The 26424-nt window shown below is 65.5% G+C and carries 21 protein-coding genes; 11 read left to right on the forward strand and 10 right to left on the reverse strand.

The window, feature by feature from the left end; genetic code table 11:
* The first annotated feature begins 63 nt into the window (after window positions 1-63).
* Window positions 64-1503 carry a dihydrolipoyl dehydrogenase gene (locus tag NX774_RS20785; RefSeq protein ID WP_258824196.1) on the forward strand — a complete coding sequence of 480 codons (1440 nt, stop codon included), beginning with the start codon at window positions 64-66 and terminating at the stop codon, window positions 1501-1503.
* Between the two features lie 123 nt (window positions 1504-1626).
* On the opposite strand, the gene NX774_RS20790 is transcribed toward NX774_RS20785, so the two are convergent.
* Complete coding sequence (locus tag NX774_RS20790) at window positions 1627-2112, reverse strand: SRPBCC family protein (RefSeq protein ID WP_258824197.1); 486 nt, start codon at window positions 2110-2112, stop codon at window positions 1627-1629.
* Window positions 2113-2312: 200 nt separating this feature from the next.
* Here NX774_RS20790 and NX774_RS20795 point away from each other — a divergent pair, with 200 nt between their 5' ends.
* On the forward strand, window positions 2313-3158 hold the full coding sequence (locus tag NX774_RS20795; RefSeq protein WP_258824198.1) for a hypothetical protein: 846 nt from the start codon (window positions 2313-2315) through the stop codon (window positions 3156-3158).
* Between the two features lie 9 nt (window positions 3159-3167).
* Here NX774_RS20795 and modC read toward each other — a convergent pair whose 3' ends face one another.
* Genes modC through modA form a run of 3 tightly spaced genes read right to left on the reverse strand, consistent with a single transcriptional unit; the run spans window position 3168 to window position 5665 of the window.
* Window positions 3168-4244, reverse strand: a complete 1077-nt coding sequence (gene modC / locus NX774_RS20800) for a molybdenum ABC transporter ATP-binding protein (protein WP_258824199.1) — start codon at window positions 4242-4244, stop codon at window positions 3168-3170.
* The gene (gene modB, locus NX774_RS20805) at window positions 4241-4924 is read right to left on the reverse strand and encodes a molybdate ABC transporter permease subunit (RefSeq protein ID WP_258824200.1); all 684 of its coding nucleotides are present in this window, start codon (window positions 4922-4924) and stop codon (window positions 4241-4243) included. The genes modC and modB overlap by 4 nt, the downstream gene beginning before the upstream one ends.
* The gene (modA, locus tag NX774_RS20810; protein WP_258824201.1) at window positions 4925-5665 is read right to left on the reverse strand and encodes a molybdate ABC transporter substrate-binding protein; all 741 of its coding nucleotides are present in this window, start codon (window positions 5663-5665) and stop codon (window positions 4925-4927) included.
* Between the two features lie 114 nt (window positions 5666-5779).
* Between modA and NX774_RS20815 the strand changes: the two genes are divergently transcribed.
* The 3 genes from NX774_RS20815 to NX774_RS20825 all read left to right on the forward strand — a co-directional run bounded on the left by NX774_RS20815 (window position 5780) and on the right by NX774_RS20825 (window position 10450).
* On the forward strand, window positions 5780-7852 hold the full coding sequence (locus tag NX774_RS20815) for a UvrD-helicase domain-containing protein (protein WP_258824202.1): 2073 nt from the start codon (window positions 5780-5782) through the stop codon (window positions 7850-7852).
* A 189-nt stretch (window positions 7853-8041) separates the two neighbouring features.
* Window positions 8042-10201: a DUF4214 domain-containing protein gene (locus NX774_RS20820; RefSeq protein ID WP_258824203.1), complete on the forward strand. Its 2160-nt coding sequence runs from the start codon at window positions 8042-8044 to the stop codon at window positions 10199-10201.
* Between the two features lie 45 nt (window positions 10202-10246).
* Window positions 10247-10450 (forward strand): SlyX family protein, encoded by a 204-nt coding sequence (locus tag NX774_RS20825; RefSeq protein WP_258824204.1) that lies wholly within the window; start codon window positions 10247-10249, stop codon window positions 10448-10450.
* Here NX774_RS20825 and NX774_RS20830 read toward each other — a convergent pair.
* Window positions 10425-11726 (reverse strand): FAD-dependent oxidoreductase, encoded by a 1302-nt coding sequence (locus NX774_RS20830; RefSeq protein WP_258824205.1) that lies wholly within the window; start codon window positions 11724-11726, stop codon window positions 10425-10427. The genes NX774_RS20825 and NX774_RS20830 overlap by 26 nt on opposite strands.
* Window positions 11727-11758: 32 nt before the next feature.
* Window positions 11759-12769, reverse strand: coding sequence for a MerR family transcriptional regulator (locus NX774_RS20835; protein ID WP_258824206.1), 1011 nt, complete (start codon window positions 12767-12769; stop codon window positions 11759-11761).
* A 140-nt stretch (window positions 12770-12909) separates the two neighbouring features.
* On the opposite strand from NX774_RS20835, the gene NX774_RS20840 reads away from it, so the two are divergent.
* The 4 genes from NX774_RS20840 (at window position 12910) to NX774_RS20855 (ending at window position 19693) form a co-directional block, all read left to right on the forward strand.
* A complete protein-coding gene (locus NX774_RS20840; protein ID WP_258824207.1) occupies window positions 12910-14844 on the forward strand; it encodes an FG-GAP-like repeat-containing protein in 1935 nt (644 codons plus the stop codon).
* A 6-nt stretch (window positions 14845-14850) separates the two neighbouring features.
* Complete coding sequence (locus tag NX774_RS20845) at window positions 14851-15240, forward strand: hypothetical protein (RefSeq protein WP_258824208.1); 390 nt, start codon at window positions 14851-14853, stop codon at window positions 15238-15240.
* 143 nt (window positions 15241-15383) lie between these two features.
* Entirely contained in the window at window positions 15384-17519 is a 2136-nt protein-coding gene (locus NX774_RS20850; RefSeq protein WP_258824209.1) for a M3 family metallopeptidase, read from the forward strand.
* A gap of 47 nt (window positions 17520-17566) precedes the next feature.
* Window positions 17567-19693, forward strand: coding sequence for a M3 family metallopeptidase (locus NX774_RS20855; protein WP_258824210.1), 2127 nt, complete (start codon window positions 17567-17569; stop codon window positions 19691-19693).
* A gap of 55 nt (window positions 19694-19748) precedes the next feature.
* Here the strand turns inward: NX774_RS20855 and NX774_RS20860 are convergent, their stop codons facing one another.
* Together NX774_RS20860 and NX774_RS20865 are read right to left on the reverse strand one after the other, a co-directional pair.
* Window positions 19749-20120, reverse strand: coding sequence for a hypothetical protein (locus NX774_RS20860; protein ID WP_258824211.1), 372 nt, complete (start codon window positions 20118-20120; stop codon window positions 19749-19751).
* A gap of 171 nt (window positions 20121-20291) precedes the next feature.
* Window positions 20292-21098, reverse strand: a complete 807-nt coding sequence (locus tag NX774_RS20865) for a hypothetical protein (protein ID WP_258824212.1) — start codon at window positions 21096-21098, stop codon at window positions 20292-20294.
* Between the two features lie 363 nt (window positions 21099-21461).
* On the opposite strand from NX774_RS20865, the gene NX774_RS20870 reads away from it, so the two are divergent.
* Both NX774_RS20870 and NX774_RS20875 read left to right on the forward strand, forming a co-directional pair.
* The gene (locus tag NX774_RS20870) at window positions 21462-21743 is read left to right on the forward strand and encodes a DUF4404 family protein (RefSeq protein WP_258824213.1); all 282 of its coding nucleotides are present in this window, start codon (window positions 21462-21464) and stop codon (window positions 21741-21743) included.
* A gap of 83 nt (window positions 21744-21826) precedes the next feature.
* On the forward strand, window positions 21827-24085 hold the full coding sequence (locus NX774_RS20875) for a YgiQ family radical SAM protein (protein ID WP_370660462.1): 2259 nt from the start codon (window positions 21827-21829) through the stop codon (window positions 24083-24085).
* Between the two features lie 111 nt (window positions 24086-24196).
* Here the strand turns inward: NX774_RS20875 and NX774_RS20880 are convergent, their stop codons facing one another.
* Window positions 24197-25312: an AI-2E family transporter gene (locus tag NX774_RS20880; protein WP_258824214.1), complete on the reverse strand. Its 1116-nt coding sequence runs from the start codon at window positions 25310-25312 to the stop codon at window positions 24197-24199.
* Window positions 25309-26370 carry an acyltransferase family protein gene (locus NX774_RS20885; protein WP_258824215.1) on the reverse strand — a complete coding sequence of 354 codons (1062 nt, stop codon included), beginning with the start codon at window positions 26368-26370 and terminating at the stop codon, window positions 25309-25311. Before NX774_RS20885 ends, NX774_RS20880 begins: the two co-directional genes overlap by 4 nt.
* Between the last annotated feature and the right edge of the window lie 54 nt (window positions 26371-26424).

Below are 26424 nucleotides of genomic sequence, written 5' to 3' on the forward strand. Positions count from 1 at the left end.
CCCTCTCCGGCAAGCCTGCGGAAAATGGCGTATCTTGGCCTTCGAGCAGAACGGGAGAACAACATGAACAAACTGAGCGTGGACGTGGCCGTGATCGGCTCCGGCACCGCGGGCCTGTCCGCCTACCGTGCCGCCAAGGCGCAGGGCGCAAGCACGGTGATGATCGAGAGCGGACCTTACGGCACCACCTGCGCGCGCGTGGGCTGCATGCCGAGCAAGCTGCTGATTGCGGCCAGCGAAGCGGCGCACATGCTGCAGGCCGCCAGCGGCTTTGGCGTGCATGCGGGCGAGCCCCGCATCGACGGCCGCGCCGTGATGGAGCGTGTGCGGCGCGAGCGCGACCGCTTCGTCGGCTTTGTGCTCGACAGCGTGGAGCACATGCCGGCCGAGGACAAGCTGCGTGGCCACGCGCGCTTCACCGGGCCCAACACGCTGGTGGTCGACGACCACACCGAGGTCGCTTGCCGCCGCGTCGTGATCGCGACCGGCTCCACCCCGGTGCGCCTGCCCCAGCTCGAAGGCGTCGGCCCCGGCATCATCACCAGCGACGACGTGTTCTACTGGGATGACCTGCCGGCCTCGGTGGCGGTGATCGGCAGCGGCGTGATCGGACTGGAACTGGGCCAGGCGCTGGCGCGGCTGGGCGTGCGCGTGGCCGTGTTTGCGCGCGGCGAGCGGGTGGCGCAGCTGACCGATCCGGCCGTGGTGCAGGCCGCCGCACGCGTCCTGCGCGAGGAAATCGACCTGCGCTTTCAAACCGAGGTGGTGGGCGCGGTACAGGACGGCGAGCAGGTGGCGCTGACGGTGCGCCACGCATCGGGCACGCAAACGACCGAGCGCTTCCAGTACGTGCTGATGGCCAGCGGCCGCACGCCCAACGTGCACGGCATCGGCCTGGAACACACGGGCCTGGCCCGCGGCACCGACGGCATTCCCGTGTTCGACCCGCTGACGATGCAGTGCGGCGCCAGCCATGTCTTCATTGCCGGCGACGCCAACAACGAGCGCCCGGTTCTGCCCGAGGCCGCCGACCACGGCAAGATCGCCGGCGACAACGCCGGCCGCTACCCGGACGTGCGTCCCGGCCTGCGGCGCACGCCGCTGGTCATCGCCTTCACCGAACCGAACATCGCTACGCTGGGCGCCAGCTGGCGCGCGCTGTCGGCGCCGGGCAAGCCCAAGTTCGCGGTGGGCCAGGTCTCGTTCGAGAACCAGGGCCGCAGCCGCGTCATGCTGCAAAACCGGGGGTTACTGCGAGTGTACGGCGAATACGGCACCGGCCGTTTTCTGGGGGCGGAAATGGCGGCGCCGCGCGGCGAGCACCTGGCGCACCTGCTGGCCTGGGCCTGCCAGTCGCGCATGACAGTGGGGCAGATGCTGGAGATGCCGTTCTACCACCCGGTGATCGAGGAAGGCGTACGCACGGCGTTGCGCGACCTGGCCGCGAACATCGAGCGCGGCGCCAGCGAGACCGACGCCGCCGACTCGGAACCGGGAACGTAACACGTAGGGTGGGCAGGTTCTCCTGCCCACGCGTTCAAGCAGCACATGCGGGCCGGGGCGAGCCGACGGGCTCATCCGGCTGGGTCTGAACGCGTGGGCAGGAAACCTGCCCACCCTACCGGGTCAGTTCAGCAAGCTGGTGTCCAGCTTCCCTTCCGCCGCCAGCTGGCGCACGATGCGCACCGTATCGAGGTCCGACTCCTGGTAGGCCGACTTCTTGAATTCGTCGTACATCTTGCTCACGTCGTCGCGCGCCTCGCCGAGCCCGTCGTCGTAACGGAAGCGCACGAACAGCACGCCTTCGGATGGCGCCTCGATCGTCATGCTCAGCGTGGACGCGGCGATCTCGCCCTGCGCCGGCACCTCCACCCGCACCTCTTGCAGCGGCGTGAGCAGCACGCGGTCGCGGATTTCCAGCTCGCCGTAGCGCAGGCGGCGCGCAAAGCTGCCCGCCTCGCGTTCGCTGATCGTGCATTCGTCCAGGTGCGGCACGAACATCTTGGGGGACTCGGCGCGCAGCACCAGCCCGCGCCACAGCTGCTCACGGGTGATGGTGTCGATCAGCGGATTGAGCGGATCGTTGATTACGATGAGGTGTTCAAATTTCATGGGGCAGGTCTCGCATGGCCGCCGCTGTGGCGGCGAAGAGACGATGGTAACCCATGGCACCGTCCCCGTGCCAGCGCGCCTGTAACACTTTTTTACAGTTAAAAACATTCCTTGCATAGCAAGTCACCGCCGCAACTGCCACACTCTGGGTGTCTAGGTCTCTTCCGTTGTCTAAGATGCAAATACAACGAGTCGTTCCCATGCTGCAAAGCGTGGCGCAGGTACGCAACTGGGTGGTTACGCATATTCCGCTGACCGCTTCGCTGGTTGGGTATGACCTGTTCCTCAAGCTTGGCAACGACATTGCCGCCGGCCTGCCGCTCGACGTGGACAGGATTGCCGCCGGCTTGCCGCATGCGCGCGAAGAGGTGCTGGCGCACCTGGAGCTGATGGCGCAGGCCCGGCTCGTCGGTTTTGGCGAACTGGGCGAGGTCTGCCCCACTCCCGATTTCCTGGCACTGCTGGACGAGTACGGCCGCACCTTCGACAGCCTGTTCATCGTGCGCGAAGACCTGCGCGGCCAGCAGCTGCTCATCGCCTCAGCCGACCCGCAGCTGGGCGCGTTCGGCCGCCTGCTGTACGACCGCATCTACGATCTTGGCTGGCTGTACCTGCACAATTTCGGCAGCGTGTGCTTCCTGATGGCCTCGCTGGTGCACCGTATCGCCGCCGCCCATGGCCACCAGGCCCGCATCGTGAGCTGTTATGCCGAAGTGGTGCAGGAGCGCGGCAATTACCTGCTCGGCGCGCCCGGCTACGCCAAACCGGGGCAGGTCGAGGGCCATGCGGCGTGCGTGATCGACGAGCGTGTGCTTGTCGATTTTGGTCTGGGCAACGCGCGCAAGGGATACCGCCGCGACTTCCCCTGGGGCGTCGTGTGCGACTACCGCCGCGACGGCGCCGCGATCGGCACGGCGCAGGTGGCCTCGCGCGAGACCATCACCTGGAAGGACGACTGGCAGTCGCCGGCCGCCCAGTCCGAACTGGCGCGCTACGCGCCGCACATCGAAGACCTGTTCGGCCAATACGCGGCGCGTTTTCTCTGACGCGCAGCGTCAGTTGAGCAGGGCCACGCCCTTCACCTGTGCCCAGACCTGCATGCCGGGGACGATGCCCAGCTCGCGGCGCGAACGCTCGGTAATGCGCGCCAGCAGCGGGGCCGAGCCGATGCGCATCTGCACCAGCGCGTGGCCCGGCGTGTCGGTGGCGGCGGTCGCGGTCACCAGCGCCGGCAGCACGTTGACGATGCTGGTCGCGCGCGGACGCTCCAGCGCCAGGCTGACGTCGCGCGCGTGGATGCGGCAGCGCAGGCGGCTGCCCAGCGCTTCGCGGCGGCGGGCCACGTACAGGCTGCCGCCGTCGAAGGTGAGGCGCGACAGCTCGTCTTCCTCGTGCGCGGCGAGCACCGTCTCGAACACCACGCCGGCGTCGTCGCCGAAAGCGCCCGGCAGGTCGGTGCGGGCCAGCGTCTCGGTCAGCGTGCCGCTGGCCACTACCCGCCCGGCCTGCAGCAGCACGATGTGGTCGGCCAGGCGCGCCACCTCGTCCGCCGAATGGCTCACGTAGATGATCGGGATCGACAGCGCATCGTGCATGCGTTCCAGGTAGGGCAGGATCTCGCGCTTGCGCTGCTGGTCCAGCGACGCCAGCGGTTCGTCCATCAGCAGCAGCCGCGGCGAGGCCAGCAGCGCCCTGGCGATCGCCGCGCGTTGCCGTTCGCCGCCGGACAGGTGCTGCGGGCGCCGCGCCAGGAGCTCGCTCAGCCCGAACAGCCCGGCCACCTGGGCCAGGTCGACGCGGCGTTCGCGCGCCGGCACCCGCTTCTGGCCGAACTCCAGGTTGGCGCGCACGGACAGGTGCGGGAACAGGCTCGCTTCCTGGAACACGTACCCGAGCGCGCGGCAATGCGGCGGCACGAACACGCCGCGCGCCTCGTCCTGCCAGGTCTCGTCGTCGAACGCGACGAAGCCGCCTGGCGCGCGCTCGAGCCCGGCGATGGCGCGCAGCACGGTCGTCTTGCCGGCGCCCGAGTGGCCGAACAGCGCCGTCACGCCCTGTCCCGGCAAGGCCAGATCGACCGCCAGCGAAAAGCCGTCGCGTTCGATGTTAAGCCGGGCGCGAATCGTGCTCATCGCGCGCCGCCCACCTGGTTTTTCGCGTTGAACGCGTACAGCGCCAGCAGCACCGCAAAGCTGAAGGCGAGCATGCCGGCGGCCAGCCAATGCGCTTGTGCGTACTCCATCGCTTCCACATGGTCGTAGATCTGCACCGACACCACGCGGGTCTTGCCCGGGATGTTCCCGCCGATCATGAGCACCATGCCGAACTCGCCGACCGTGTGCGCAAAGCCGAGGATGGCGGCGGTGAAAAAGCCGGGACGCGCGAGCGGCACCGCCACCGACCAGAACGTATCCCAGGGACTGGCGCGCAAGGTGGCTGCCACTTCCAGCGGCCGTTCGCCGATGGCCTCGAATGCGTTCTGCAAGGGCTGGACCACGAACGGCATCGAATAGAACAGCGAGCCCACCACCAGCCCGGCAAAGGTGAACGGCAGCACGCCCAGCCCGAGCGACTCGGTCAGGCGTCCCACGGGTCCGCTGGGGCCGAGGGCGAGCAGGAGATAGAAGCCGAGCACGGTCGGCGGCAGCACCAGCGGCAGGGCGACCACCGCGCCCACCACGCCTTTCATGCGCGAGCGCGTGCGCGCCAGCCACCACGCAATCGGCGTGCCCAGCACCAGCAGCAGCACCGTGACGACGGACGCGAGCTTGAGCGTCAGCCAGATGGGGGCGGGGTCGGCCAGCACCTGCATTCAGTCGTAGCCGAACGATGCGATGATCGCGCGCACCTTGTCCGACTTCAGGTAGGCGGCCAGCGCCTTCGCGGCCGGGTTGGCCTGGCCTTTGGCGAGTACCACCGCATCCTGGCGGATCGGCGCATGCAGCCGCGGCGGGACGATCCATCCCGATCCCGCCGTCAGTTTGCCGTCGCGGTACACCTGGGAGAGTGCGACGAAGCCGAGCTCGGCGTTGCCGGTGGCGACGAACTGGTGCGCCTGCGCGATGTTTTCGCCCTGCACCAGCCGTGGCTGCACGGTGTCGAACAGCCCCAGCCGCTGGAGCGTGGCCACCGCCGCCGCGCCGTACGGGGCGGTTTTGGGATTGGCGATCGCCAGGTGCCGGAAGTTGCCGGACGCGAGCACGCGGCCCTCGGCGTCAACCAGGCCCGTGCGCGCCGACCACAGCACCAGCTTGCCGATGGCGTAGGTGAAGCGCGTGCCGGGCACGGCAAGGTGCTCGCGCTCCAGCCGCGCCGGGGTTTCTTCGTCGGCCGCGAGCAGCAGCTCAAACGGCGCGCCGTTGCTGACCTGCGCGTAAAAGGTGCCGGTCGCGCCGAATGCCAGCACGGCCTTGTGTCCGGTGTCGCGCGCGAATTCGGCGGCGATTTTCTGCATCGGCGCGGTGAAATTGGAGGCGACCGCCACCTGTACCTCGCCGCACCAGGCAAGCGGCGCCACCGCCAGGGCAGCGAGCAGGCACACCAGTCGTTTCATCGCAGTCTCTCCATTGCCAAAAGCGCCAATCTGCCGAGTATACCTCCTGTCCACTTTGGCGCGACGGCAAAAGCTTCGTTACAATCCCCTGCTGTCCCCGTCAAATTGTTTCCCATGTCCAACGCACCAAAATTCGGCCTGAACGGTCCGCAGAGCGAAGCCGTGCTCTATCTCGACGGCCCCTGCCTGGTGCTGGCCGGCGCCGGCTCGGGCAAGACGCGCGTGATCACGCAGAAGATCGTGTACATGGTCGAGCACTGCGGCTACGACCCGCGCAACATTGCCGCGCTCACCTTCACCAACAAGGCCGCGCTGGAAATGCAGGAGCGGGTGGCCAAGCTGCTCAAGCAGCCCAAGCAGGCCAAGCAGCTGACGGTGTCGACCTTCCACTCGCTGGGCGTGAAGATCCTGCGCCAGGAGGCGGCCGGCGTGGGGCTCAAGGACCGCTTCTCGATCATGGACAGCGACGACTGCTACACCGTCGTGTCCGACCTGGCCGTGACCACGGACAAGCAGGAAATCCGCCGCATCCAGAACGCGATCAGCCTGTGGAAGAACGGCCTGGTCGATCCGGAAGACGCCATCAGGAACGCGCGCGACGAGGACGAGGCGATGTCGGCCCGCGTGTACCGCAGCTACGTGGCCACGCTGCAGGCCTACCAGGCGGTGGACTTCGACGACCTGATCCGGCTGCCGGTGGAGCTGTTTCGCAACAACGAATCGATCCGCGACCGCTGGCAGCGCCGCCTGCGCTACCTGCTCATGGACGAGTACCAGGACACCAACACCTGCCAGTACGAGCTGGTCAAGCTGATGGTCACGGGCCTGGGCAAGAAGCCCATGTTCACCGCCGTGGGCGATGACGACCAGGCCATCTACGCCTGGCGCGGCGCCTCTGTGGAGAACCTGAAGACGCTGCAGACCGATTTTCCGGACCTGCGGGTCATCAAGCTCGAGCAGAACTACCGGTCCACCACGCGCATTTTGCAGGCGGCCAACGCGGTCATCTCGAACAACCCCAAGCTGTTCGAAAAATCGCTGTGGTCCGAGCACGGCCTGGGCGAGCCGATCAAGGTGCTGGCGATGCAGAACGACGAGCAGGAAGCCGACCAGGTGGCGATGATGATTTCGTCCGAACGCTTCCAGCGCAAGAACAAGTGGTCGGACTACGCGATCCTGTACCGCGGCAACCACCAGGCGCGCGTGATCGAGCAGGCGCTGCGCAAGGAGCGCATCCCGTACACGATCTCGGGCGGCCAGAGCTTCTTCGACAAGGCCGAGATCAAGGACATCATCGCCTACCTGCGCCTGATCGCCAACGAAGGCGACGACCCCGCTTTCATCCGTGCCATCACCACGCCCAAGCGCGGCGTGGGCATGGCCACGCTCGAGGCGCTGGGCGAATTCTCGCTGCAGTGGAATTGCTCGCTGTTCGAGGCGGCGATGAAGGGCGGCATCGAAGCCAAGCTGGCCGACCGCCAGCTGATCCCGCTGCGCCAGTTCTGCAACTTCATCATCGCGCTGGAATCGCGCGCCAGCCGGCCGGGCCCGTCCGGTAGCGGCGAGAACGCTGCGGCAGTGCTCGACGACATGATGAAAGAGATCAACTACGAGCACTACCTGTACGAGAATTTCGACGACCGCGCCGCCGAAAGCAAATGGCAAAACGTGCTCGAGTTCACCAACTGGCTCAAGGAGCGCGGCATGGGCGGGCGCGACCGCAGCGGCGAGGAAAAGAACCTGCTCGAGCTGACCCAGATGGTGGCGTTGATGTCGATGCTCGAAGGCCAGGACGAGGAGCCGGACGCGGTGCGCATGTCCACCCTGCACGCATCCAAGGGCCTGGAGTACCCGCACGTGTACCTGGTCGGCTGCGAGGAGGGCATCCTGCCGCACAAGGGCGACCCGGACGATTCGGTCGAGTTCATCGCCGCGCGCATCCAGGAGGAGCGGCGGCTGATGTACGTGGGCATCACGCGCGCCCAGCGCACGCTGCATATCACCTGGTGCAAGAAGCGCAAGCGCGCGGGCGAGCTGGTGCACTGCGACGTATCGCGCTTCATCAAGGAGATGGCGCTCGACGTCGGCGATGCGCCGCCCAAGGAGCACGAAGTACTCAGCCCGAAGGAGCGCCTGGCCAACCTGAAGGCGCTGCTCAACACCCCGAAAGTACCCACGCCCGAGTGATCAAACGGGCGAAGTGTCGGTTAGGAAACGCACATATGCCCCGGATGTTGCGTGTTCACCATGGCTAATTTGCAAGACCCGCGCACGATTGAAACTCTTATTTGACTTCGTGACGTGCAAGAAATACTTTCCCACGAGTGACATCGTCACGGAAAGAATTCCTGTCGCCATCGAACGAAGATCATAAGAATGCCAACCGTCAACGACCTCAACACCCCGCTGTCCGGCTACAACTACATCGACGCGCTGCTCGACCAAGGGCCGGACTGGAACTTCCTGACCCCTGCCGGCAACACGCTGCTGTACACCTTCTCGGTCACCGCCGGCAACGAGGACGGCAGGAGCGGCCAGCAAGCCTTCAGCGCCGCGCAGCAGGGCTGGGTGCGCTATGCCCTGGCCGAGCTGCAAAAGATCACCGGCATCACGTTCACGGAAACGGCCAGTGGCGACGCGCAACTGCACTTCTGCAATATCGACATCACCGACAACTCGTACACGACCGGCCTGTGCAGCTGGCACAGCACCTATGGCCCCGACGCCACCGGCGAGCTGAAGTACGACGCAACGGCCTACATCTATCTCGACAACAACGAGTTCTATGCGCAGAACCGCGACCTGACCCCGGGCCTGCCCGGCTACCAGACCCTGCTGCACGAGCTGGGCCATGCGCTCGGGCTCAAGCATCCCTTCCTGCAGCCCGACGACCCGCCCGGCACCATCGTCCTGCCGGACTCGCAGGACAACACGGCCAACACGCTGATGGCGTACACCGAGGCCGGTGGCACCTACCAGCACTACAACCAGTACGACATCGCGGCGCTGAACTGGCTGTACGGCGGCGACGGCCTGCGCGGGGCGCTGGGCATCAATTCGACCACCGGCGCGCGCTACATCACCGGCACCAACGGCAACGATGTACTGACCGGCACGCCCTATGACGACACGCTGGAAGGCGATGGCGGCAACGACCAGATCAACGGCGGCGACGGCACCGACACCGTGGTGTTCAAAGGCAGCCGCAGCGACTACCGGATCTCGCAGCTGGAGAGCGGCGCGCTGGTGGTCGCCGGCTCGGCCTACGAGGGCACCGACACCCTGACCTCGGTCGAATACCTCAAGTTCCTGGGCGACAACAGCGTGCAGCGCGCCCAGGTTGCGGCCGACACCACGCCGCCGGCGGCGCCGACGCTGAGCGTGGCCAAGAACGCCAATGGCTATGCGCTGGGCAGCACGCCGCTGGTGACCGGCATGGCCGAGCCAAACTCGACCATCAACCTGTATTACGCAGGCAACGTGGTCGGTACCGCCAAGGTGGACGCCAACGGCCTGTGGAGCGTGACCACGGCGCCATTCCCCGATGGCCTGAACCTGTGGGCCTACGCCACTGCCACCGATACCGCGGGAAACGTCTCGCTGCACAGCGATACCATCTACTTCAACATTGACGGCCACGCGCCCGACATGCCAACCGGCGGCATCTTCCTCGACCCCGGCAGCAACCGGCCGACTTTCGTGGGCAGCGGCGAGTCCGGGACCATCATCCAGCTGGTGCGCGTGACCGACGGGACCGAGGTGGCGCGCACCACCGTCGGCGCCGATGGCAGCTGGTACATCAACAATGCCGGCCCGCTGCCCAACGGCGACTTCACCTTGGCCGTGGTGTCGGTGGACGCCGCGGACAACGCCACCAGTTCGGCAAACCGCGTGACGTTCTCGATCAACAGTGCGCTCAACGTGAACGGTGACGCCGGCGCCAACACCTTCAAGCCCGGCGCTGGCGACAATGCCATCGACGGCAACGCGGGCCTGGACACCGCCGTGTACGCCGCACCGCGCGCCAACTTTATCGTCAAGAAGGAAGTGTGGGGCTATTCCGTGACCGACAACGTCGGCAACGGCGGGCACGACACGCTCATCAACGTCGAGCGCGTCCAGTTCAGCGACGGCAAGTGGCTGGCGCTGGACATCGACGGCGCCGCCGGCAAGGTGTACCGCATGTACCAGGCCGCGTTCGACCGCACCCCGGACGCCGGCGGCTACGCCTACTGGCTCAACGCCATGGACCACGGCTACACGCTGAACCAGGTATCCGGCCTGGTGCTGGCCAACAAGGAAGCGGTGGACCTGTACATGAAGGACCCGTCGGACGAGTACTTCGTCACCCAGCTCTACCACCACGTCCTGCACCGCGAGCCCGAGGGCGCGGGCTACCAGTGGTGGCTCGACAACGTGCACAAGGCCTCGCGCGCGGAAGTGCTGGCCATGTTCAGCGAAAGCCCGGAGAACCAGGCCCAGGTCATCGGCACGATCCAGAACGGCATCGACTACACGCCCTGGACCGGGGCTTGACGCGCCGGCTGGCATAATGCGCACTTTGCAGCCAGGAAGAGCACCGTGGATCACGAAGACCGCTTTGTCGATATCGAAATCAAGCTCGCGCACCAGGAAGACCTGGTCGAGACGCTGAACCAGACCATTTACCAGCAAGGCCGCCGCATCGACCAGCTCGAGGCGATGCTGGCCAAGCTGGCCGACCACGTGCGCAACCTGCAGGAAGCCGGGCAGCAGCCGGTCAACGAGCGGCCGCCCCACTACTGAGGTGCTGGCCCAGGCGCTTGCCCAGGCATAGCAGGGTGAGCGTGGGCGGCAGGCCCCACGGGTCCGGGATCACCGAGGCGTCGCACACGTACAGGCCGGCGGTGGCCGTGCGCAGGTCGCTGTCCACACCGTGCCCGATACGCACGCTGCCGCCCGGGTGCGCGGCGAAGTGCCAGGTCTTGAAGATGCCGCGCGCGCCGGCCTGGCGCAGGATGTCGCCCGCCAGCGCAATGCCGCGTGCGAAGCGCTCGCGCTCAGGCTCCCCCAGCCGCTTGCTGACCCAGCGCGGGCCGACCGCGCCGCCGATCTCGTCGCGGATCTTGACCATCATGCTCAAGGTGCGGCGGTGCGAAAACAGCCGGTCCAGCCGGCCCACCTGGGCCGCGAACGCCTGGTACATCGGGCGCGGCAGGGTCAGGTCGGCCAGCGATATGCCCTCGTCGTGCAGCACCATCCCGGCCGCCATCGGCACTTCGGCGCCGCCGTCGATGTCGTCCACCATGCCCATCACCGCCACCACCGGATCGCTGAAGAACGGCGCGCGGCGCGGGCCCAGCCCGGAGCGGTGCAAAATGCGCGGGCTGCCCACGCCGCCGCCCGAGAGCACCACCAGCGGCGCCCTGATCGTGCGCGGCCGGCCGCCGATGGTGGCTTCGACCCCGGCCGCACGGCCGCCCTCGACCAGCACCCGCTGTACCTGCGCGCGGTCCGCCACCTGCGCCCCGTGCGCGCAGGCCTCGTCCAGCAGGTCGCGCGCCGTCCACTTGGCGCCGAACGGGCAGCCGTACACGCAGCGCCAGCAGCCGCTGCGGCAGCTTTGCGGGCGGATCATCTTGTCCAGCTTGCGCCAGGGGAGCGAGAGCGACTGCGCGGCCTGCATCATGCGCGTGGCCATGGGACCGACCAGGTTGTCCGGCAGCGGCGCCATCGGCAGTTCGGCGGACAGTTCGGCCAGCGCGCTCGCCAGGTCGATGCCGTGGGCCGCGAACATGGCCGCGGGCGGCGGCGCGGCGGTGGCGAAGTTGATCGCCGAACTGCCGCCCGCCGTGATCCCGCTGACCATCAGCGAGGCGTCGCTGTGGAAGAACGCGCCGCGTCCCGGCACGGCCGCGATGGCGGCCATCTGCGCCAGCGTGCCGGCAAGCGGCGCCGCGCTGCCCTGCTCCAGGACCAGCACGCGCAGGCCACGCCGCGCCAGCTCGCGCGCGGTGCTGGCGCCACCGGGGCCGCTGCCGGCGACGATCACGTCATAGGATTCGCGCAAGGTGATAGGCATGGCGCGCATCCTATCACGCAAGCCGCCAGCGATCAGGGCGCGGCGTCGGCCGCCTGCAGCCAGGCCACCATCGCGTCGCTCATGCCCACGCCCATCCGCAGCAGCGGCTCGGAGCCGATCGCCTTGCGGAACAGGGGCACGGTCGCGGGGTCGCTGCCGACCATGTCGACGAACAGCTCGGCCTTCTGCCGCGCCAGCTCGCGTGACGCGCTCGCGCGCGCCGACGGATCGGCCTGCATCTGCGCCCTGATCCGGTCGAACAGCGCGGGCCACTCGTGGCCGCGGCTGGCGTGGTGGCGGCGCATCTGCGCGATCACGGCAGGGGGCAGGTATTTGCCATAGAGCTCCAGGCGCAATGCGCCGATCGCATCGATGATCCAGGCGCGCAGCTCCACCGAAATGCCGGTCTCCTGCTGCGCCTGCGGTTCGTTGGTCAGCATGTGGTCGAGCTTGCGGGCCAGGTCCTGGTTGCCGCCGGTGTCGCGGTCGAGGATCTCCAGCCAGCGCCGCGCCACCTGCGTGGCCTGGGCGCTGTCCGGCGCGATCCCGCGCGCCATCAGCGCGCGCACCTGGCTGACGAGTGCCTGCCAGTCCAGCTTCGACTCCTTGGCCTGGACGAGCCGCAGTTGCTGCAGCTCGGCTTGCGAAAAGTATTTGTCGTACATGGTCATCTGCTCCAGAGTGGTTAGCCAGGTGGACAGCTCGGGAGCCTCGCCGCGGGCCAGTTGCGCACGCACGCGCAGCAGCTGGTCGCGCATGCTGGTGGCTTCGTCGATCTGGCGATCGAGGCAGGCCAGCTGGCGCTCGATGACCGCCAGCGGCGAGGCATCCGGACTGTCCAGGTAAGCCCCGATGTCGGCCAGCGCCATGCCGAATTTGCGCAGCGCCTGGATCTGCTGCAGGCGCGCCACGTCGTCACGGTCGTACAGCCGGTAGCCGGCATCGGAACGCGCGGAAGGCCGCAGCAGCCCGATGCTGTCGTAGTGATGGAGCGTGCGCACCGTCAGGCCCGCGCGCTCGGCCAGCTCACCCACTTTCAGCATCGAACTCCTCCTTTCTTCCACGGTGAACCCAGTCTGATGCCTCACGTTGCGTGAGGGTCAAGCATTATGACTTGCGTAAACACATCGGTGATGCAATATTGCAAGCTTCGTTCAATATCTGTTGATCCGGAGAGGGCGTGATGATCCAGAAAGTCGAAGACTACTACACCGTCGTGCGCAGCTCGGTCCCGGCGCCGACGAAGAGCGCGTCGCAGGCGATTCCGGAAGTGGTGGATGCCAATCACGACGGGATCGGCGACATGCTGGTGTTTGGTGCCTACTATCCGTTCAACGGCACCAATCCGTCGCCCCAGGCCGCTACGTTGTTGCTTGGCAAGGGTGACGGCACCTACGTCCCGGCCCCGGACTTGCTGCCGGCCGGTTTCGGCACGGTGCACGCACGCGAAGTCGTGCAGGGCGACTTCAACGAGGACGGCGTGGCCGACCTGTTCATCGCCGATCATGGCTACGACGCGCCACCGTTCCCGGGCGCGCAGAACCACTTGCTGCTGGGCAAGGCCAGCGGCGGCTATGTGGATGCGACCGCCAACCTGCCGCAGCTTTCGGACTTCACGCACAGCGCCGCCGCCGGCGACATCAACGGTGACGGGCACCTGGACCTATTCGTGGGAAACGTGGGCAGTGGGCCCGATTCCTATTTCCTGCTCGGCGACGGCAAGGGCAACTTCACCCGCACGAACGCGGGACTGCCGCTGGACGCGGGCGGCCTGCTCAGCCAGGGTGCACAAAAATTCAAGTTCACCGCCTCCCTGCTGACCGACCTGAACGGGGACGGCCGGCCCGAGCTGGTGCTTGGCAATGACGGCACCACCTTCATTCCCGAGCATCGCTCGCTGGTGTTCTGGAACACCGGGCAGGGCTACGGCGCCAACAATGTCTCCTACCTTCCGCAAGGCTACTTCGGCGATGCCCGCCTGGTGCACGACATCGCTGCCATGGATATTGACGGCGATGGCGACAACGACCTGCTGCTGCTCAGTTCCGAGACGATCCCGAGCGACGCTTATGCCGACGGCTGGGCGCTCGACGTGGTCCGCAACGACAAGGCCAGCTTCGTGGCCGACACGCTCGGCCACTTCGCCGCCGCCGACAGCCATGAGGGCCTGCCGAACGAGAACAGCAAAATCGGCGCGAGCGAATTCATCCGGCTGATGGACGTGAACGGTGACGGCACCAGGGACGTGGTCATCACCCAGTTCATGAACAACCAGCCAAGCGCCAACACGCCGGTGGTCTGGACCAATGACGGTTTTGGCCACTTCGAGGTAGCGCTGCGCGCCGGCCAGCTCAATACGCTCATGAACGACCAGTGGTTCGTCGGCGTGTTCAACGTGCCGGTGATGACGGCCAAGGGCCTGAGCTTCACCTCCACCAACGTCAACGCCGGCACCCTGTACGAATCTACCGCGCTGGCCAGCCAGATGCTGCCGCCGGCCGCCCGCATCACCGCCACCTCCGGCAACGACAGGATCATGCAGAACAAGGCCGACAACGTGATCGACGGCGGCGCCGGCCTGGACAAGGTCGTGTACGGGAAGGCCGCGTCCTCGTACAGCATCAGCGTGGCCAACGGAACGGTGACGGTGCGCGACACGACCGGCGCGGACGGCGTGGACTCGCTGTCCAACGTCGAGCGCCTGCTGTTCGCCGACAAGGAGGTGGCGTTCGACGTTGACGGCACCGCCGGCCAGTGCTACCGCGTGTATCAGGCCGCATTCGGCCGCACGCCGGACCCGGGCGGGCTCGGTTTCTGGATCTCGGCAATGGACAAGGGCACATCGCTGGCCAACGTGGCGGCCGGCTTTGCGGCCTCCCCGGAATTCCGGGACGTGTATGGCGCCAACCCGACCGGCACGCAGATCGTGCAGAAGTTCTACCAGAACGTGCTGCACCGCGACGGCGCGCCCGTCGAAGTGGCCTACTGGGCCGATGTGCTTGACCGCAAGCTCGCCACCGTGGCCGAGGTGCTGGTGGGCTTCAGCGAAAGCCATGAGAACCAGACCGCCCTGGTGGGCGTAATGTCGGCCGGCTTCGGGTACACGCCTTACCCTTGAGCGTCGATGGAACTGTTCCTGGAACAGCTGCTTCAGATCGTCCTTGAATTCGTCGTGGAAGTGTTCGGCGAGGTGCTGGCCGAATTCGGCCTGCGCTGCACCACCGAGGCGTTCAAGCGCGAGCCCACGCCGTGGCTGGCGGCAATCGGCTACGTCATCCTGGGCGCGCTGGCGGGCCTCGTCAGTGTCTTCCTCGTGCCGCCGCTGCTCGCCGGGATGCACCTGCGCCTGGCCAACCTGGCGCTGACCCCGGTATTTGCCGGCGCCGTCATGGTCCTGATCGGCGCGTGGCGGCGCCGCCGCGAGCAGGTCGTCGTCCGGCTCGACAGCTTCGCCTACGGCTACCTGTTCGCGCTGTCGATGGCGCTGGTGCGCTTCTGGCTGGCCAAGCCGTAAAGCTGTTGCTATCCGGTGTCCTTACGTACTGACATGCATACCTTTTCCTTGTGACGACTGAGCAATAAGCCTGCTATGATCTTGCGCGCATACGCCTGCCGGGTTCGCTTGGCAGCATGACAACCGTGTTCGCGAAAGACTCCATGAACCGTCCACAACTGCTCATCGTTGCAGCCAGCCTCGCGCTCGCGCATGCAGCGGTCGCCGCCCCTGTCGCAGCCGGTCCCGCGCTCGACGCCTCCAACCCCTTCGCCAAGCCCAGCGCCCTGCCGCTGCACTACCCGGCCTTTGACAAGATCAAGGACGAGCACTTCATGCCCGCGTTCGAAGCCGGCATGCGCGAGCAGCTGCGCGAAGTGGCCGGCATTGCGGCGAACAAGCGGGCGCCCAGCTTTGACAACACGATCGTCGCGCTGGAGCGCTCGGGCCAGCTGCTCACGCGCGTGGGCACCACGTTCTCGAACCTGCAGACGGCCAACACCAACGACAAGCTGGACGAGATCGACCGCGAAATCCAGCCCAGGCTGGCCGCGCACCACGACGCCATCTACCTGAACGACAAGCTGTGGGCGCGCGTCAAGGCGCTGTACGACAAGCGCGCCAGCCTGGGGCTGGACGCCGAATCGCTGCACCTGCTCGAGCGCTACCACCGCGACTTCGTGCGCGCCGGCGCCAATCTTGCGCCCGCGGACAAGGAAAAGCTGAAGGCCTACAACGGCGAGATCGCCGCGTTGCAGTCCAGGTTCTCGCAGAACACGCTCAAGGAAGCCAACGCATCGGCGGTGGTGGTGGACACGCGCGCCGAGCTCGATGGCTTGTCCAACGCGCAGGTCGATGCCGCCGCCGCGGAAGCGAAGAAGCGCGGCCTGGATGGCAAGTTCGTGCTCGTCCTCGGCAACACCACCGGCCAGGCGGCGCTTGCCGAACTGACCAACCGCAGCGTGCGCGAGCGACTGCTGGCGGCATCGCTGGCACGCGGCAGCCGCGGCGGCGAATTCGACAACCGCGAGCTGGTGCTGCGCCTGGTGAAGCTGCGCGCCGAAAAGGCAGCGCTGCTCGGCTACCCGAATTTCGCGGCCTACTCGGTCGAAACCGAAACGGCAAAGAATCCCGAGGCGATCAACAAGCTGCTGGCCGACGTGATCAAGCCGGCAGAAGCCAACGCGCACGGCGAGGCGGCCGAAATCCAGAAAGTGATCGACGCCGAACACGGCGGCTTCCAGGCCGGCCCGCAGGACTGGTCCTACTACACCGACAAGGTGCGATCGCAGAAATTTGCGTTCGACGAAAGCCAGCTCAAGCCCTATTTCGAGCTGAACAACGTCGTACTGAACGGCGTGTTCTACGCGGCCAACAAGGAGTTCGGCATCAGCTTCAAGGAGCGCCACGACCTGCCCGTGTACGACCCGGACGTGCGCACGTTCGACGTGTTCGACGCCGACGGCAAGCAGCTGGCGATCTTCATCATGGACTACTACGCGCGCCCGAACAAACAGGGTGGCGCGTGGGAGAACGAGTACGTCTCGCAGTCCAAACTGCTGGGCACCTACCCGGTGGTCGCGAACCACCTGAACATACCGAAGCCGCCCGCTGGCCAGCCCACCCTGCTGACCTTCGACGAAGTGACCACCGCCTTCCACGAGTTCGGCCACGCGCTGCACAGTATGTTCTCGAACGTGAAGTACCCGACCTTCGCCGGCGCCAACACCGCGCGCGACTTCGTCGAGTACCCGTCACAGCAGAACGAAATGTGGGCCACCTGGCCCGAAGTGCTGGCCCACTACGCCAAGCATTACCAGACCGGGGCCGTGATGCCGAAGGACCTGCTCGACAAGGTGCTGGCGACCAAGACCTTCAACATGGGCTTCATCACCACCGAGTACACGGCGGCGGCGATCCTGGACCAGCGCTGGCACCAGCTCGCGCCCAGCCAGATCCCGGCCGACGTGCCGGCCTTCGAGGCGCAGGCATTGAAGAACGCCGGCGCCGACTACGCCCTGGTGCCGCCGCGCTACCGCACGACCTATTTCTCGCACAGCTTCTCGCTGGGTTACTCGGCCGGCTACTACGCCTACCTGTGGAGCGAAAAGCTGGCCGCCGATACCTCGGCATGGTTCAAGGAAAACGGCGGCCTGCTGCGCAAGAACGGCGACTACTACCGCAAGATGGTACTGTCGCGCGGCTCTTCGCAGGACGAGCTGGAGACCTACCACAACTTCCGCGGCCGCGATGCGGACATCAAGCCGCTGCTGCTGCGCCGCGGCCTGGCCACTGAATGACCGGATGATCCCGATCGCCCTTTGACAACAACACTCCACAAGAGACAATGAACCGCAACCACATCCTCATCGCCGCCGTCGCCATGGCCGCCGCCCAATTCGCCCACGCCGAACCGGCCTCGATGCTGCCCGCGTCGAACCCGTTCGCCAGGGAGAGCACCCTGCCGTTCAAGTATCCGGCGTTCGACAAGATCAAGAACGAGGACTACGAACCGGCCTTCATGGAAGGCATGCGCGTGCAGGCCGCTGAAATCGAGGCGATCGCCAACAACAAGGCCGCGCCCACGTTCGATAACACCGTCGTGGCGATGGAGCGTTCGGGCCGGCTGCTGAACCGGGTGCAGTCCGTGTTCTTCAACCTGGCCGGCTGCAACACCAACGAGGAGATGCAGAAGCTGGACAAGAAGCTGGCGCCGATGCTGGCTGCGCACAGCGACGCGATCCGCCTGAACAGCAAGCTGTACCAGCGCATCGACACCCTGTACGCCAAGCGCGACAAGCTGCACCTGGACGCCGAGTCCAAGTACCTGCTGGAGCGCTACCACACCGACTTCGTGCGCGCCGGCGCCCAGCTGTCGGATGCCGACAAGGCGAAGCTGAAGGCCTACAACGCCGAGATCGCGGGCCTGCAGACCCAGTTCAGCCAGAACGTGCTGAAGGAAGCCAACGCCTCGGCGCTGGTGGTGAACACCCGCGAGGAGCTGGCCGGCATGTCGGACAAGGCGATCGACGCCGCCGCTGCCGAGGCGAAGAAGCGCGGCATGGACGGCAAGTTCGTGGTCCCGGTTGTGAACACCACCCAGCAGGCCCCGCTGGCCGTGCTGACCAACCGCGCCACGCGCGAGAAGCTGCTGTCGCTGTCGCTGGCGCGCGGCAGCCACGGCGGCGAATTCGACAACCGCGAGTTGGTGCTCAAGCTGGCCAAGGCACGCGCCGAGCGCGCCAAGCTGCTGGGCTACCCGAGCCACGCCGCCTACATGCTGGAAGACCAGACCGCGAAGAACACCGACGCCGTCAACAAGCTGCTGGCCGAATTCGCCAAGCCGGCGGTGCGCAACGCGAAAAAGGAAGCGGCCGAAATCCAGAAGGTCATCGATGCCGAGAAGGGTGGTTTCGAAGCGACCGCATACGACTGGGACTTCTACACCGACAAGGTGCGCCAGGCCAAATACTCGTTCGACCAGAACCAGCTGCGCCCCTACTTCGAGTACAACACGGTGCTGCTCAACGGCGTGTTCTTCGCCGCGAACAAGGAATACGGCTTGACCTTCAAGGAGCGCCACGACCTGCCGGTGTATAACCCGGACGTGCGCGTGTTCGACGTGTTCGACGCCGACGGCAAGCAGCTCGCGATCTTCCTGCACGACCCGTATGCGCGCTCGAACAAGCGTGGCGGCGCGTGGATGAACGCCTACGTCAACCAGAGCAAGCTGCTGGGCAACCAGCCGGTGATCGCCAACCACCTGAACATCCCCAAGCCGGCAGCGGGCGAGCCGACCCTGCTGACCTACGACGAAGTGCGCACCATGTTCCACGAGTTCGGCCACGCGCTGCACGGCATGTTCTCGAACGTGAAGTACCCGCGCTTTGCCGGCACTCGCGTGCCGCGTGACGTCGGCGAATTCCCGTCGCAGGTCAACGAGATGTGGATGGCCTGGCCGGAAGTGCTGGCCAACTACGCCAAGCACTACCAGACCGGCGCGCCGATGCCCAAGGAACTGCTGGATAAGGTGACCGCGTCGCAGAAGTTCAACGAAGGCTACCGCACCACCGAGTACCTGGCCGCGTCGATGCTGGACCAGAGCTGGCACCAGCTGACGGCCGACCAGATTCCGACCGACGTGCTGGGCTTTGAAGCGAACGCGCTGCACCAGTGGGGCGTGGACTTCCCGCTGGTCCCGCCGCGCTACCGCACCACCTACTTCTCGCACGTGTTCTCGGGCGGCTACTCGTCGGGCTACTACGGCTACCTGTGGGCCGAGAAGCTGGACGCCGACACCGTCGAGTGGTTCAAGGAGAACGGGGGCCTCTTGCGCAAGAACGGCGACCGCTTCCGCAAGATGCTGCTCTCGCGCGGCGGCTCGGCCGACGTGATGGAGATGTACCGTTCGTTCCGCGGCCGCGATCCGGTCATCCAGCCGCTGCTGGAGCGTCGTGGCCTGACTGGCGAGTAATCGCCGCCTGCGTCACCAAAGCCCGCCCGCGCAAGCCGGCGGGCTTTTTCGTTAGTCAGCAGCTAGCTCCGGAATGGGATTCACCGTTGCGGAGGTTGAAGCCCATGAAGCATTTGTATCCGTCGCTTGGGCGAAATGAACACCAGACGTCACCCTTGCGTCGGAGCCGTTCGCCTCGCTCAGTCGTGCACGTCACGTCTTTTTCATCGGGGTAAAGCGACTCGAAAATTTCCCTCGCGGGTTCGCCAGTCACTGCGATTGCGATTTTGCGATCGCTTTTTGTTGGTGCTGCGCGCTCGCCCGGCTCGCCGGAGTAAATGAGATACGAGGCGTTGAGATTCTTGTACTTGCCGGACCAGACGCCAGCCGTTGCCGCAAAAGCCAAGACGAGTGCACCGGCGCAAAGGAGAAGCATGAGTTTCTTCATCAGAGCCACATTGTGAAAGTGATTGTAGTGATGGATCTTCGAACATACAGGATCAGTTTACTTGTCGGTTGTTGAGCGCATGAAACGTCGTAGTATGTCCAGCCAGACCAGTCGGACTGTTTGTCCACAACCTTACACTGTCTGCCTGATTCAGTGGCGTGAGGCCATCCGCTAGTCGAATCTTAGAGTGCGGCTATACTCGTGGAAAAGCTCCACGCTCGTCGAGTGTTCTAAAAAAACTTCATCAAAGCCCATCGTGTTACGCAAGTACGTTTCGATGTTCTTAACGTCCGAATGCGAGGTCTTGTAAACCGTGCCATATGCCTGGCCCGACGGCAGTAACCCAGTTCGACTTGCCCCGCACATGAGTTCCATATTGAGCGGATGGAACGCAAATCCTAAAAACACAGTTCTCGACGCGCTAGCTACACACTTGTGCATGGCGATCGAAGTCGGGCTGGCCGGGTCCATACCTTCCGTGAAGGTCTTTATCCCTTTCGCCAGCGCGAGTAGCTTTGTCTCGTCTGGATCGCGCCCAAATTCGATAACACTTTCCGCGTCATCGTGACGAGCCAACGGAAGTCCTCCGACAGTTCCGTAAGGATGATATATCTCTAATGATTTGACCAACTCCGCGGCCTCGTCGTCTCTCATGCGGAAATATGTTCGGAAGGCGTGAAAGAAGAAATGCTCAATGCAGCGGTCGTAGTTGAAGACGACAAAAGCGAGTTGGGTAAGACGCTTCTTAATTGTCTCGCGGCTGCAATTTTCCCCAATAAACCGCATCAGCGCGGCGAGCCAAGTATTTTCCACCCTGCCAAGATCAATTTTCTTTGCGAGGCTCCCGTCATACCTGAGCTTGCTGCTCGATTCAGCCAGCAGAATCGCCCGCACGATTGCCAATTTACCGCAGAGCTCGATAGCTTTATCGCCATTATGACTATGAAGGTAGTTATCTATTGAGATAGCCACAGGCATTGACTCTGCGATAGATCGTGACGCTGCTATATACGCATCTGCTTCCGGACCGGTGAGGCGATTCCGCGTGCTCCACAATTTTATTGCGTTAAGAATGCAGTCGTCGCCCGCGACTCGTTCCCAGTGTTCGAACCTATATCCGAGGAGCTCTCGTATTCTGGTCTTCAACGCGTCGCCGACAGGCAAATCAAATTCCGCACTTGCCCCAGCCCCAACTACGAACAATGTCTTCGGCATTTTGAATTCTTGTCAATATTTACGGCTAACATTATGCGCGTTTGCTGCGCTCGGTGCAAAGTTAGTCGCCCGCGGTTTGTATGATTGGCATAGAATTGTGAAAGACGAATCCTTGGTGAGATCAATATGTCGCAGAGTAACGAAGAAACCCTGAAAGCCCACCTGAAGGCACTGCACCGCAGCCTGAACGAAACCGGCAAGCCGGACGACGAGCTCGAAATGCTGCTGCGCCAGCTCGACGGCGACATCCAGCGCCTGCTCGAGAAGCAAGCCGACGACCCCGACCGCAACACCTACGGGCTGGCATCGCGCGCCCAGGAGCTTACGGCCCGCTTCGCGGTCAAGCACCCGCACCTGGAACCGACCCTGCAGGAACTGGGACGCATCCTGGCCACGATGGGCATCTGAATAACCACAAGTTATTGATAACTAAGCCGTTTTCCGGGTGACGGGGAGGCCCGGAAAGCGGATTTCCGGTAAAATGCCGGCCAATGAGCTCCCCACCCAATCTTTTCGCGTCCGTTCCCAAGCGGTCCAGCCGCGCGCCCGCCGCCCCGTTCCTGCCGATGACCCGTGTAGAGATGGACAAGCTCGGCTGGGACCAGTGCGACGTCATCATCGTCACCGGCGACGCCTACATCGACCATCCCAGCTTTGGCATGGCGCTGATCGGCCGCCTGCTGGAAGCGCAGGGCTACCGCGTCGGCATCATCAGCCAGCCCGACTGGCATTCGGCCGAGGCGTTCCGCGCGCTCGGCAAGCCGCGCCTGTACTACGGCATCACGGCCGGGAACATGGACTCGATGATCAACCGCTACACGGCCGACCGCAAGATCCGGTCGGAGGATGCGTACACGGCAAACGCGGAGCCCAACAAGCGTCCAGACCGCGCGCTGACCGTGTACGCCCAGCGTGCGCGCGAAGCCTATCCCGACGTGCCGATCGTGGTCGGCTCGATCGAGGCGTCGCTGCGCCGCATCGCGCATTTCGACTACTGGTCCGACAAGGTGCGGCGCTCGGTGCTGCCGGACTCGAAGGCCGACCTGCTCCTGTTCGGTAACGCCGAGCGCGCGCTGGTGGCGCTGACGCACCGCCTTGCCGCCGGCGAGAACATCAAGGACATCCGCGACCTGCGCGGCACCGCCTTCATGGTGCCGCTGGGCTGGTTGCCGGGCGACGACTGGACCGTGCAGGCCTCCGCCGGCGTGGACGTGCCTGGTCGCGTGGACCCGATCCCCAGCCCGTATCAGGAGATCCCGCAGGACCGCTCGTGCGCGACCGACGAGAAGGCCGCCGAGCCCGAGGTCAAGCCGATCAAGATCATGAGCCGCGAGGAACGCCTGGCGGCGGCGAAGGAAAAGCACAACAAGACCGTGATGCGCTTGCCGTCGTACGAGGTGGTGAAGGACGATCCGGTCATGTACGCGCACGCCTCGCGCGTGCTGCACCTGGAATCGAACCCCGGCAACGCGCGCGCGCTGGTGCAGGCGCACGGTGAACGCGATGTGTGGATCAACCCGCCGCCGCTGCCGCTGGCGATGGACGAGATGGACGGCGTGTACGACCTGCCGTACGCACGCGGCCCGCACCCGAGCTACGGCAACGCGCGCATCCCCGCGTGGGAGATGATCCGCTTCTCGATCAACATCATGCGCGGCTGCTTTGGCGGCTGCACCTTCTGCTCGATCACGGAGCACGAGGGCCGCATCATCCAGAGCCGTTCGGAGCCGTCGATCCTGCGCGAGGTCGAGCACGTGCGCGACAAGACGAAGGGCTTCACCGGCACGATCTCGGACCTCGGCGGACCCACCGCCAACATGTATCGCCTGTCGTGCAAGGACAAGAAGATCGAAGAGACTTGCCGCCGCCTGTCGTGCGTGTACCCGACCATCTGCACCAACATGGGCACGGACCACAGCAAGCTGATCTCGCTGTACCGCAAGGCGCGCGCCATCCCCGGCATCAAGAAGATCCAGATCTCGTCGGGCCTGCGCTACGACCTGGCGGTGCGCTCGCCGGAATACGTGAAGGAGCTGGTCACGCACCACGTCGGCGGCCTGCTCAAGATCGCGCCCGAGCACACCGAGCAGAACACCCTGTCGAAGATGATGAAGCCGGGGATCGGCGCCTACGACGAGTTCAAGGCCATGTTCGAGCGCTTCTCGAAGGAGGCGGGCAAGAAGCAGTACCTGATCCCGTACTTCATCGCGGCGCACCCGGGCTGCACCGACGAGGACATGCTGAACCTGGCGCTGTGGCTGAAGAAGAACAACTTCAAGCTGGACCAGGTGCAGACCTTCACGCCCACGCCGATGGCGATGGCGACCACGATGTACCACACGCGCAAGAACCCGCTGCACAAGGTGGACGCGGATTCCGAGATCGTCGAGACCGCCAGGAGCGGCAAGATCCGGCGCGTGCACAAGGCCTTCTTGCGTTACCAGGATCCGGAGAACTGGCCACTGTTGCGCGAGGCGCTGGCCAAGATGGGGCGCTCGGACCTGATCGGCTATGGCGAAAAGCACCTGATCCCGCCGACGCAGCCGAAGGACGAGCGCGCGATGCCGGCAGGCGCCGAGCGGCCGCGCGCGCCCGCGCAGGGCAAGGGATGCGCCGAACGGCCGGAGCCGGCGCCGCGCCAGCGCAAGGGCGAGCGGGTGTCCGTGAGCGTGGCGCCGCCGCCGTCCGCCGCGGTGCGGCCGTCGATTCTCTCGACGATCAAGGCCAAGCCGAAGACTAGCCGCAAATAAGCTGTTGTTGGAGGCGTGGGCAGGAAACCTGCCCACCCTACCGCCGTACCGCTATTTGTAGGGTGGGCGGGTTTCCCGCCCACGCGTCCAACTTCCAGCTGCGGTCCTCGGTCAAACAACCAGGTCCGCACTCGCCTGCTTGGCGCGCAGCGCCAGCGCATTACGATGCCGCGCCCGCAGCCGCGGATTGGTCAGCAGCCGCGCCAGCGTCTCCCCCACCAGCATCACCACACCCAGCAGCGGCAGCACCAGCATCAGCCCCACCACGCCCGCCACCGCGCCGCCCACGAAGATCATCAGCACCGTCACGAGCGGGTGGATGCGCAGGCTGCGCCCGAGCGTGAGCGGCATGAACACGAAGTCGTCCAGCAGCCGCACCAGCACGAACACCACGATCGCGCCATAGGCCATGGCCGGGTTGCCCGGCGCGTCGGTCGAGGTCACCACCACCACCAGCGCGCAGCCGGCGATCGAGCCGACGTACGGCACCCATGCCAGCAGCGCCGAGATCAGCCCGAGCAGCAGCGGCGAGGACACGCCGATGATCCACAACCCGAGCGCAAGCACCGCCGTGTCGAGCACCGTCAGGCGCAGCAGGCCGGAAAAATAGCGGCGCGCGGTCTGGTCCACCTGGTGCATCAGGAACAGCGTTTTTTCGAAGTAGGCGTTGGGCACGCCGCGCGCGAGGAATTTCTTGAAACGCACGCCGTCGCGCAGGAAGAAAAAGGTGAGGAAGGGCGCGAGCAGCAGCGAAGGCAACCAGCCGGCGGCGGCCAGCAGGAACGCGCCCAGGTGCTGCTGCGGGAAGTCGTTGGTGAGGGCGCGGATCGAGCGGTTGAGTATGCCGCGCAGGTGCGTGCCCCGCAGGACCGGGAATTTGGCTTCGACCGCCGAGATCGTGGAGCGCACGAAGGAGAGCCCGCCGTCCACGTAGCGCCCGATCGCCGCCTGCCACGCGTCGCCCGGCCCGGCCCACGAGAACACCCCGGCCAGCGCCAGTGCCACCAGCGTGAAGAAGACGCTGCACACGAGCAGGGCCGAGACGTTGCGGCTGACGCCCGCGCGCACGAGGCGGCGCATCGGGTCGAGCAGCATGTAGTACATCACACCGCCGACGATGAAGGGCAGGACCAGCCACAAGGTGTGCTGCAGCACCACCAGCAGCAGGCTGGTGGTGGCAACGATGCCGGCCCAGGCGACCGGCCCGGCGCGTTCTTCAGGCTTCATGTGACTCTCTCATCCGGCACCGTACGCTCTCCCAACTCCAGGCTCCTTCTCTTCGTGCGTTTTCCAAACATGAGCCTCGCGGCAGCGGGGCTCGCGGCAATGCGGCGGCCGATCAGCCAGCACGCGGCGGTGATGATGCATCCCGACGCAATCGACACCAGCGCAGCGGCAGCGGCATCGCGCGGGGGCGACAGGTACTGCTTCGACAACTGCTCTGCGAGGATGAAACCGTACATCGACACCACGTAGATGTACAGCGTATCCCGTCCGGCGGCAGCCACGACATGGCGCGCGCGCCCGGGAAGAAGACGCCAGGCGCCATGGAAAACGCACAGGGCGAATAGCGAGACGATGACGCCGGCGGCATAGCGCAGCGCGATGTTCGGAAGGTTGGCCGCGGTCAGCGCCATCTTCGAGACGTAGATGTAGGTCGCGTCGTGCCACAGCGCGAAGCAAGCGACGCTGGCCAGCCCCGTCAACGCAGCCAGCACCGCGAGCCCGGCCGGCGATGGCGCACGCAGCTTGGCCAGCGCCGCCGCATGCCCCAGCACGAAGAACGGGAAGGTGTATTTGAAGAGGTGGGCAATCGCGATGTCCGGCACCGCCAGCAGCGCCGCGAACATCAGGACGATGGCGCCAGCCCAGTAGCGGCCGCATGCGCGTGCCACCGCGACCAGCACCAGCGATCCGAACAAGGCCCACAGGAACCAGAGCCGTCCAAGGAATTCCCGCAACAGCACGGTTTTCGACAGCACGGGGCCGCCATGCAGGGCCAGCAGCGCCAGGTACAGCGCGCCCCAGGCCAGCACCGGCGTGAGGTAGCTCGATGCCTTGCCGCGCGCCAGCACAAGCGGACCGGTGGACACCAGGCCAGGGGTCGAGACGTAGCCGCTGATGGCCATGAACAGCGGCATGTGGAACATGTAGATGGCCTTGAAGAGGGGATCGTTCCAGAAGCCGGATTCCTGGTAGGTGACGTACTGGATGCTGTGGCCGATCACCACCAGCAGGATGAGCATGCCTTTCGAAAAATCGAGGTATTCACTGCGTCCTGCCATGTTCTTATCCGGATTGAACGACGGAACTCATCATACAAGCAAGCGAACTGGTCC

This window comes from Massilia agilis (assembly GCF_024756255.1).
Classification (GTDB): Bacteria; Pseudomonadota; Gammaproteobacteria; order Burkholderiales; family Burkholderiaceae_D; genus Telluria; species Telluria agilis.

Coding starts and splice junctions, on each gene's coding strand:
- modC (WP_258824199.1), bottom strand. CDS start 4,244: ATGAGCACGATTCGCGCCCGGCTTAACATCGAACGCGACGGCTTTTCG.
- modB (WP_258824200.1), bottom strand. CDS start 4,924: ATGCAGGTGCTGGCCGACCCCGCCCCCATCTGGCTGACGCTCAAGCTC.
- NX774_RS20880 (WP_258824214.1), bottom strand. CDS start 25,312: ATGAAGCCTGAAGAACGCGCCGGGCCGGTCGCCTGGGCCGGCATCGTT.
- NX774_RS20860 (WP_258824211.1), bottom strand. CDS start 20,120: ATGAAGAAACTCATGCTTCTCCTTTGCGCCGGTGCACTCGTCTTGGCT.
- NX774_RS20835 (WP_258824206.1), bottom strand. CDS start 12,769: ATGCTGAAAGTGGGTGAGCTGGCCGAGCGCGCGGGCCTGACGGTGCGC.
- NX774_RS20840 (WP_258824207.1), top strand. CDS start 12,910: ATGATCCAGAAAGTCGAAGACTACTACACCGTCGTGCGCAGCTCGGTC.
- NX774_RS20870 (WP_258824213.1), top strand. CDS start 21,462: ATGTCGCAGAGTAACGAAGAAACCCTGAAAGCCCACCTGAAGGCACTG.
- NX774_RS20795 (WP_258824198.1), top strand. CDS start 2,313: ATGCTGCAAAGCGTGGCGCAGGTACGCAACTGGGTGGTTACGCATATT.
- modA (WP_258824201.1), bottom strand. CDS start 5,665: ATGAAACGACTGGTGTGCCTGCTCGCTGCCCTGGCGGTGGCGCCGCTT.
- NX774_RS20820 (WP_258824203.1), top strand. CDS start 8,042: ATGCCAACCGTCAACGACCTCAACACCCCGCTGTCCGGCTACAACTAC.
- NX774_RS20850 (WP_258824209.1), top strand. CDS start 15,384: ATGAACCGTCCACAACTGCTCATCGTTGCAGCCAGCCTCGCGCTCGCG.
- NX774_RS20865 (WP_258824212.1), bottom strand. CDS start 21,098: ATGCCTGTGGCTATCTCAATAGATAACTACCTTCATAGTCATAATGGC.
- NX774_RS20785 (WP_258824196.1), top strand. CDS start 64: ATGAACAAACTGAGCGTGGACGTGGCCGTGATCGGCTCCGGCACCGCG.
- NX774_RS20815 (WP_258824202.1), top strand. CDS start 5,780: ATGTCCAACGCACCAAAATTCGGCCTGAACGGTCCGCAGAGCGAAGCC.
- NX774_RS20885 (WP_258824215.1), bottom strand. CDS start 26,370: ATGGCAGGACGCAGTGAATACCTCGATTTTTCGAAAGGCATGCTCATC.
- NX774_RS20790 (WP_258824197.1), bottom strand. CDS start 2,112: ATGAAATTTGAACACCTCATCGTAATCAACGATCCGCTCAATCCGCTG.
- NX774_RS20875 (WP_370660462.1), top strand. CDS start 21,827: ATGAGCTCCCCACCCAATCTTTTCGCGTCCGTTCCCAAGCGGTCCAGC.
- NX774_RS20845 (WP_258824208.1), top strand. CDS start 14,851: ATGGAACTGTTCCTGGAACAGCTGCTTCAGATCGTCCTTGAATTCGTC.
- NX774_RS20855 (WP_258824210.1), top strand. CDS start 17,567: ATGAACCGCAACCACATCCTCATCGCCGCCGTCGCCATGGCCGCCGCC.
- NX774_RS20830 (WP_258824205.1), bottom strand. CDS start 11,726: ATGCCTATCACCTTGCGCGAATCCTATGACGTGATCGTCGCCGGCAGC.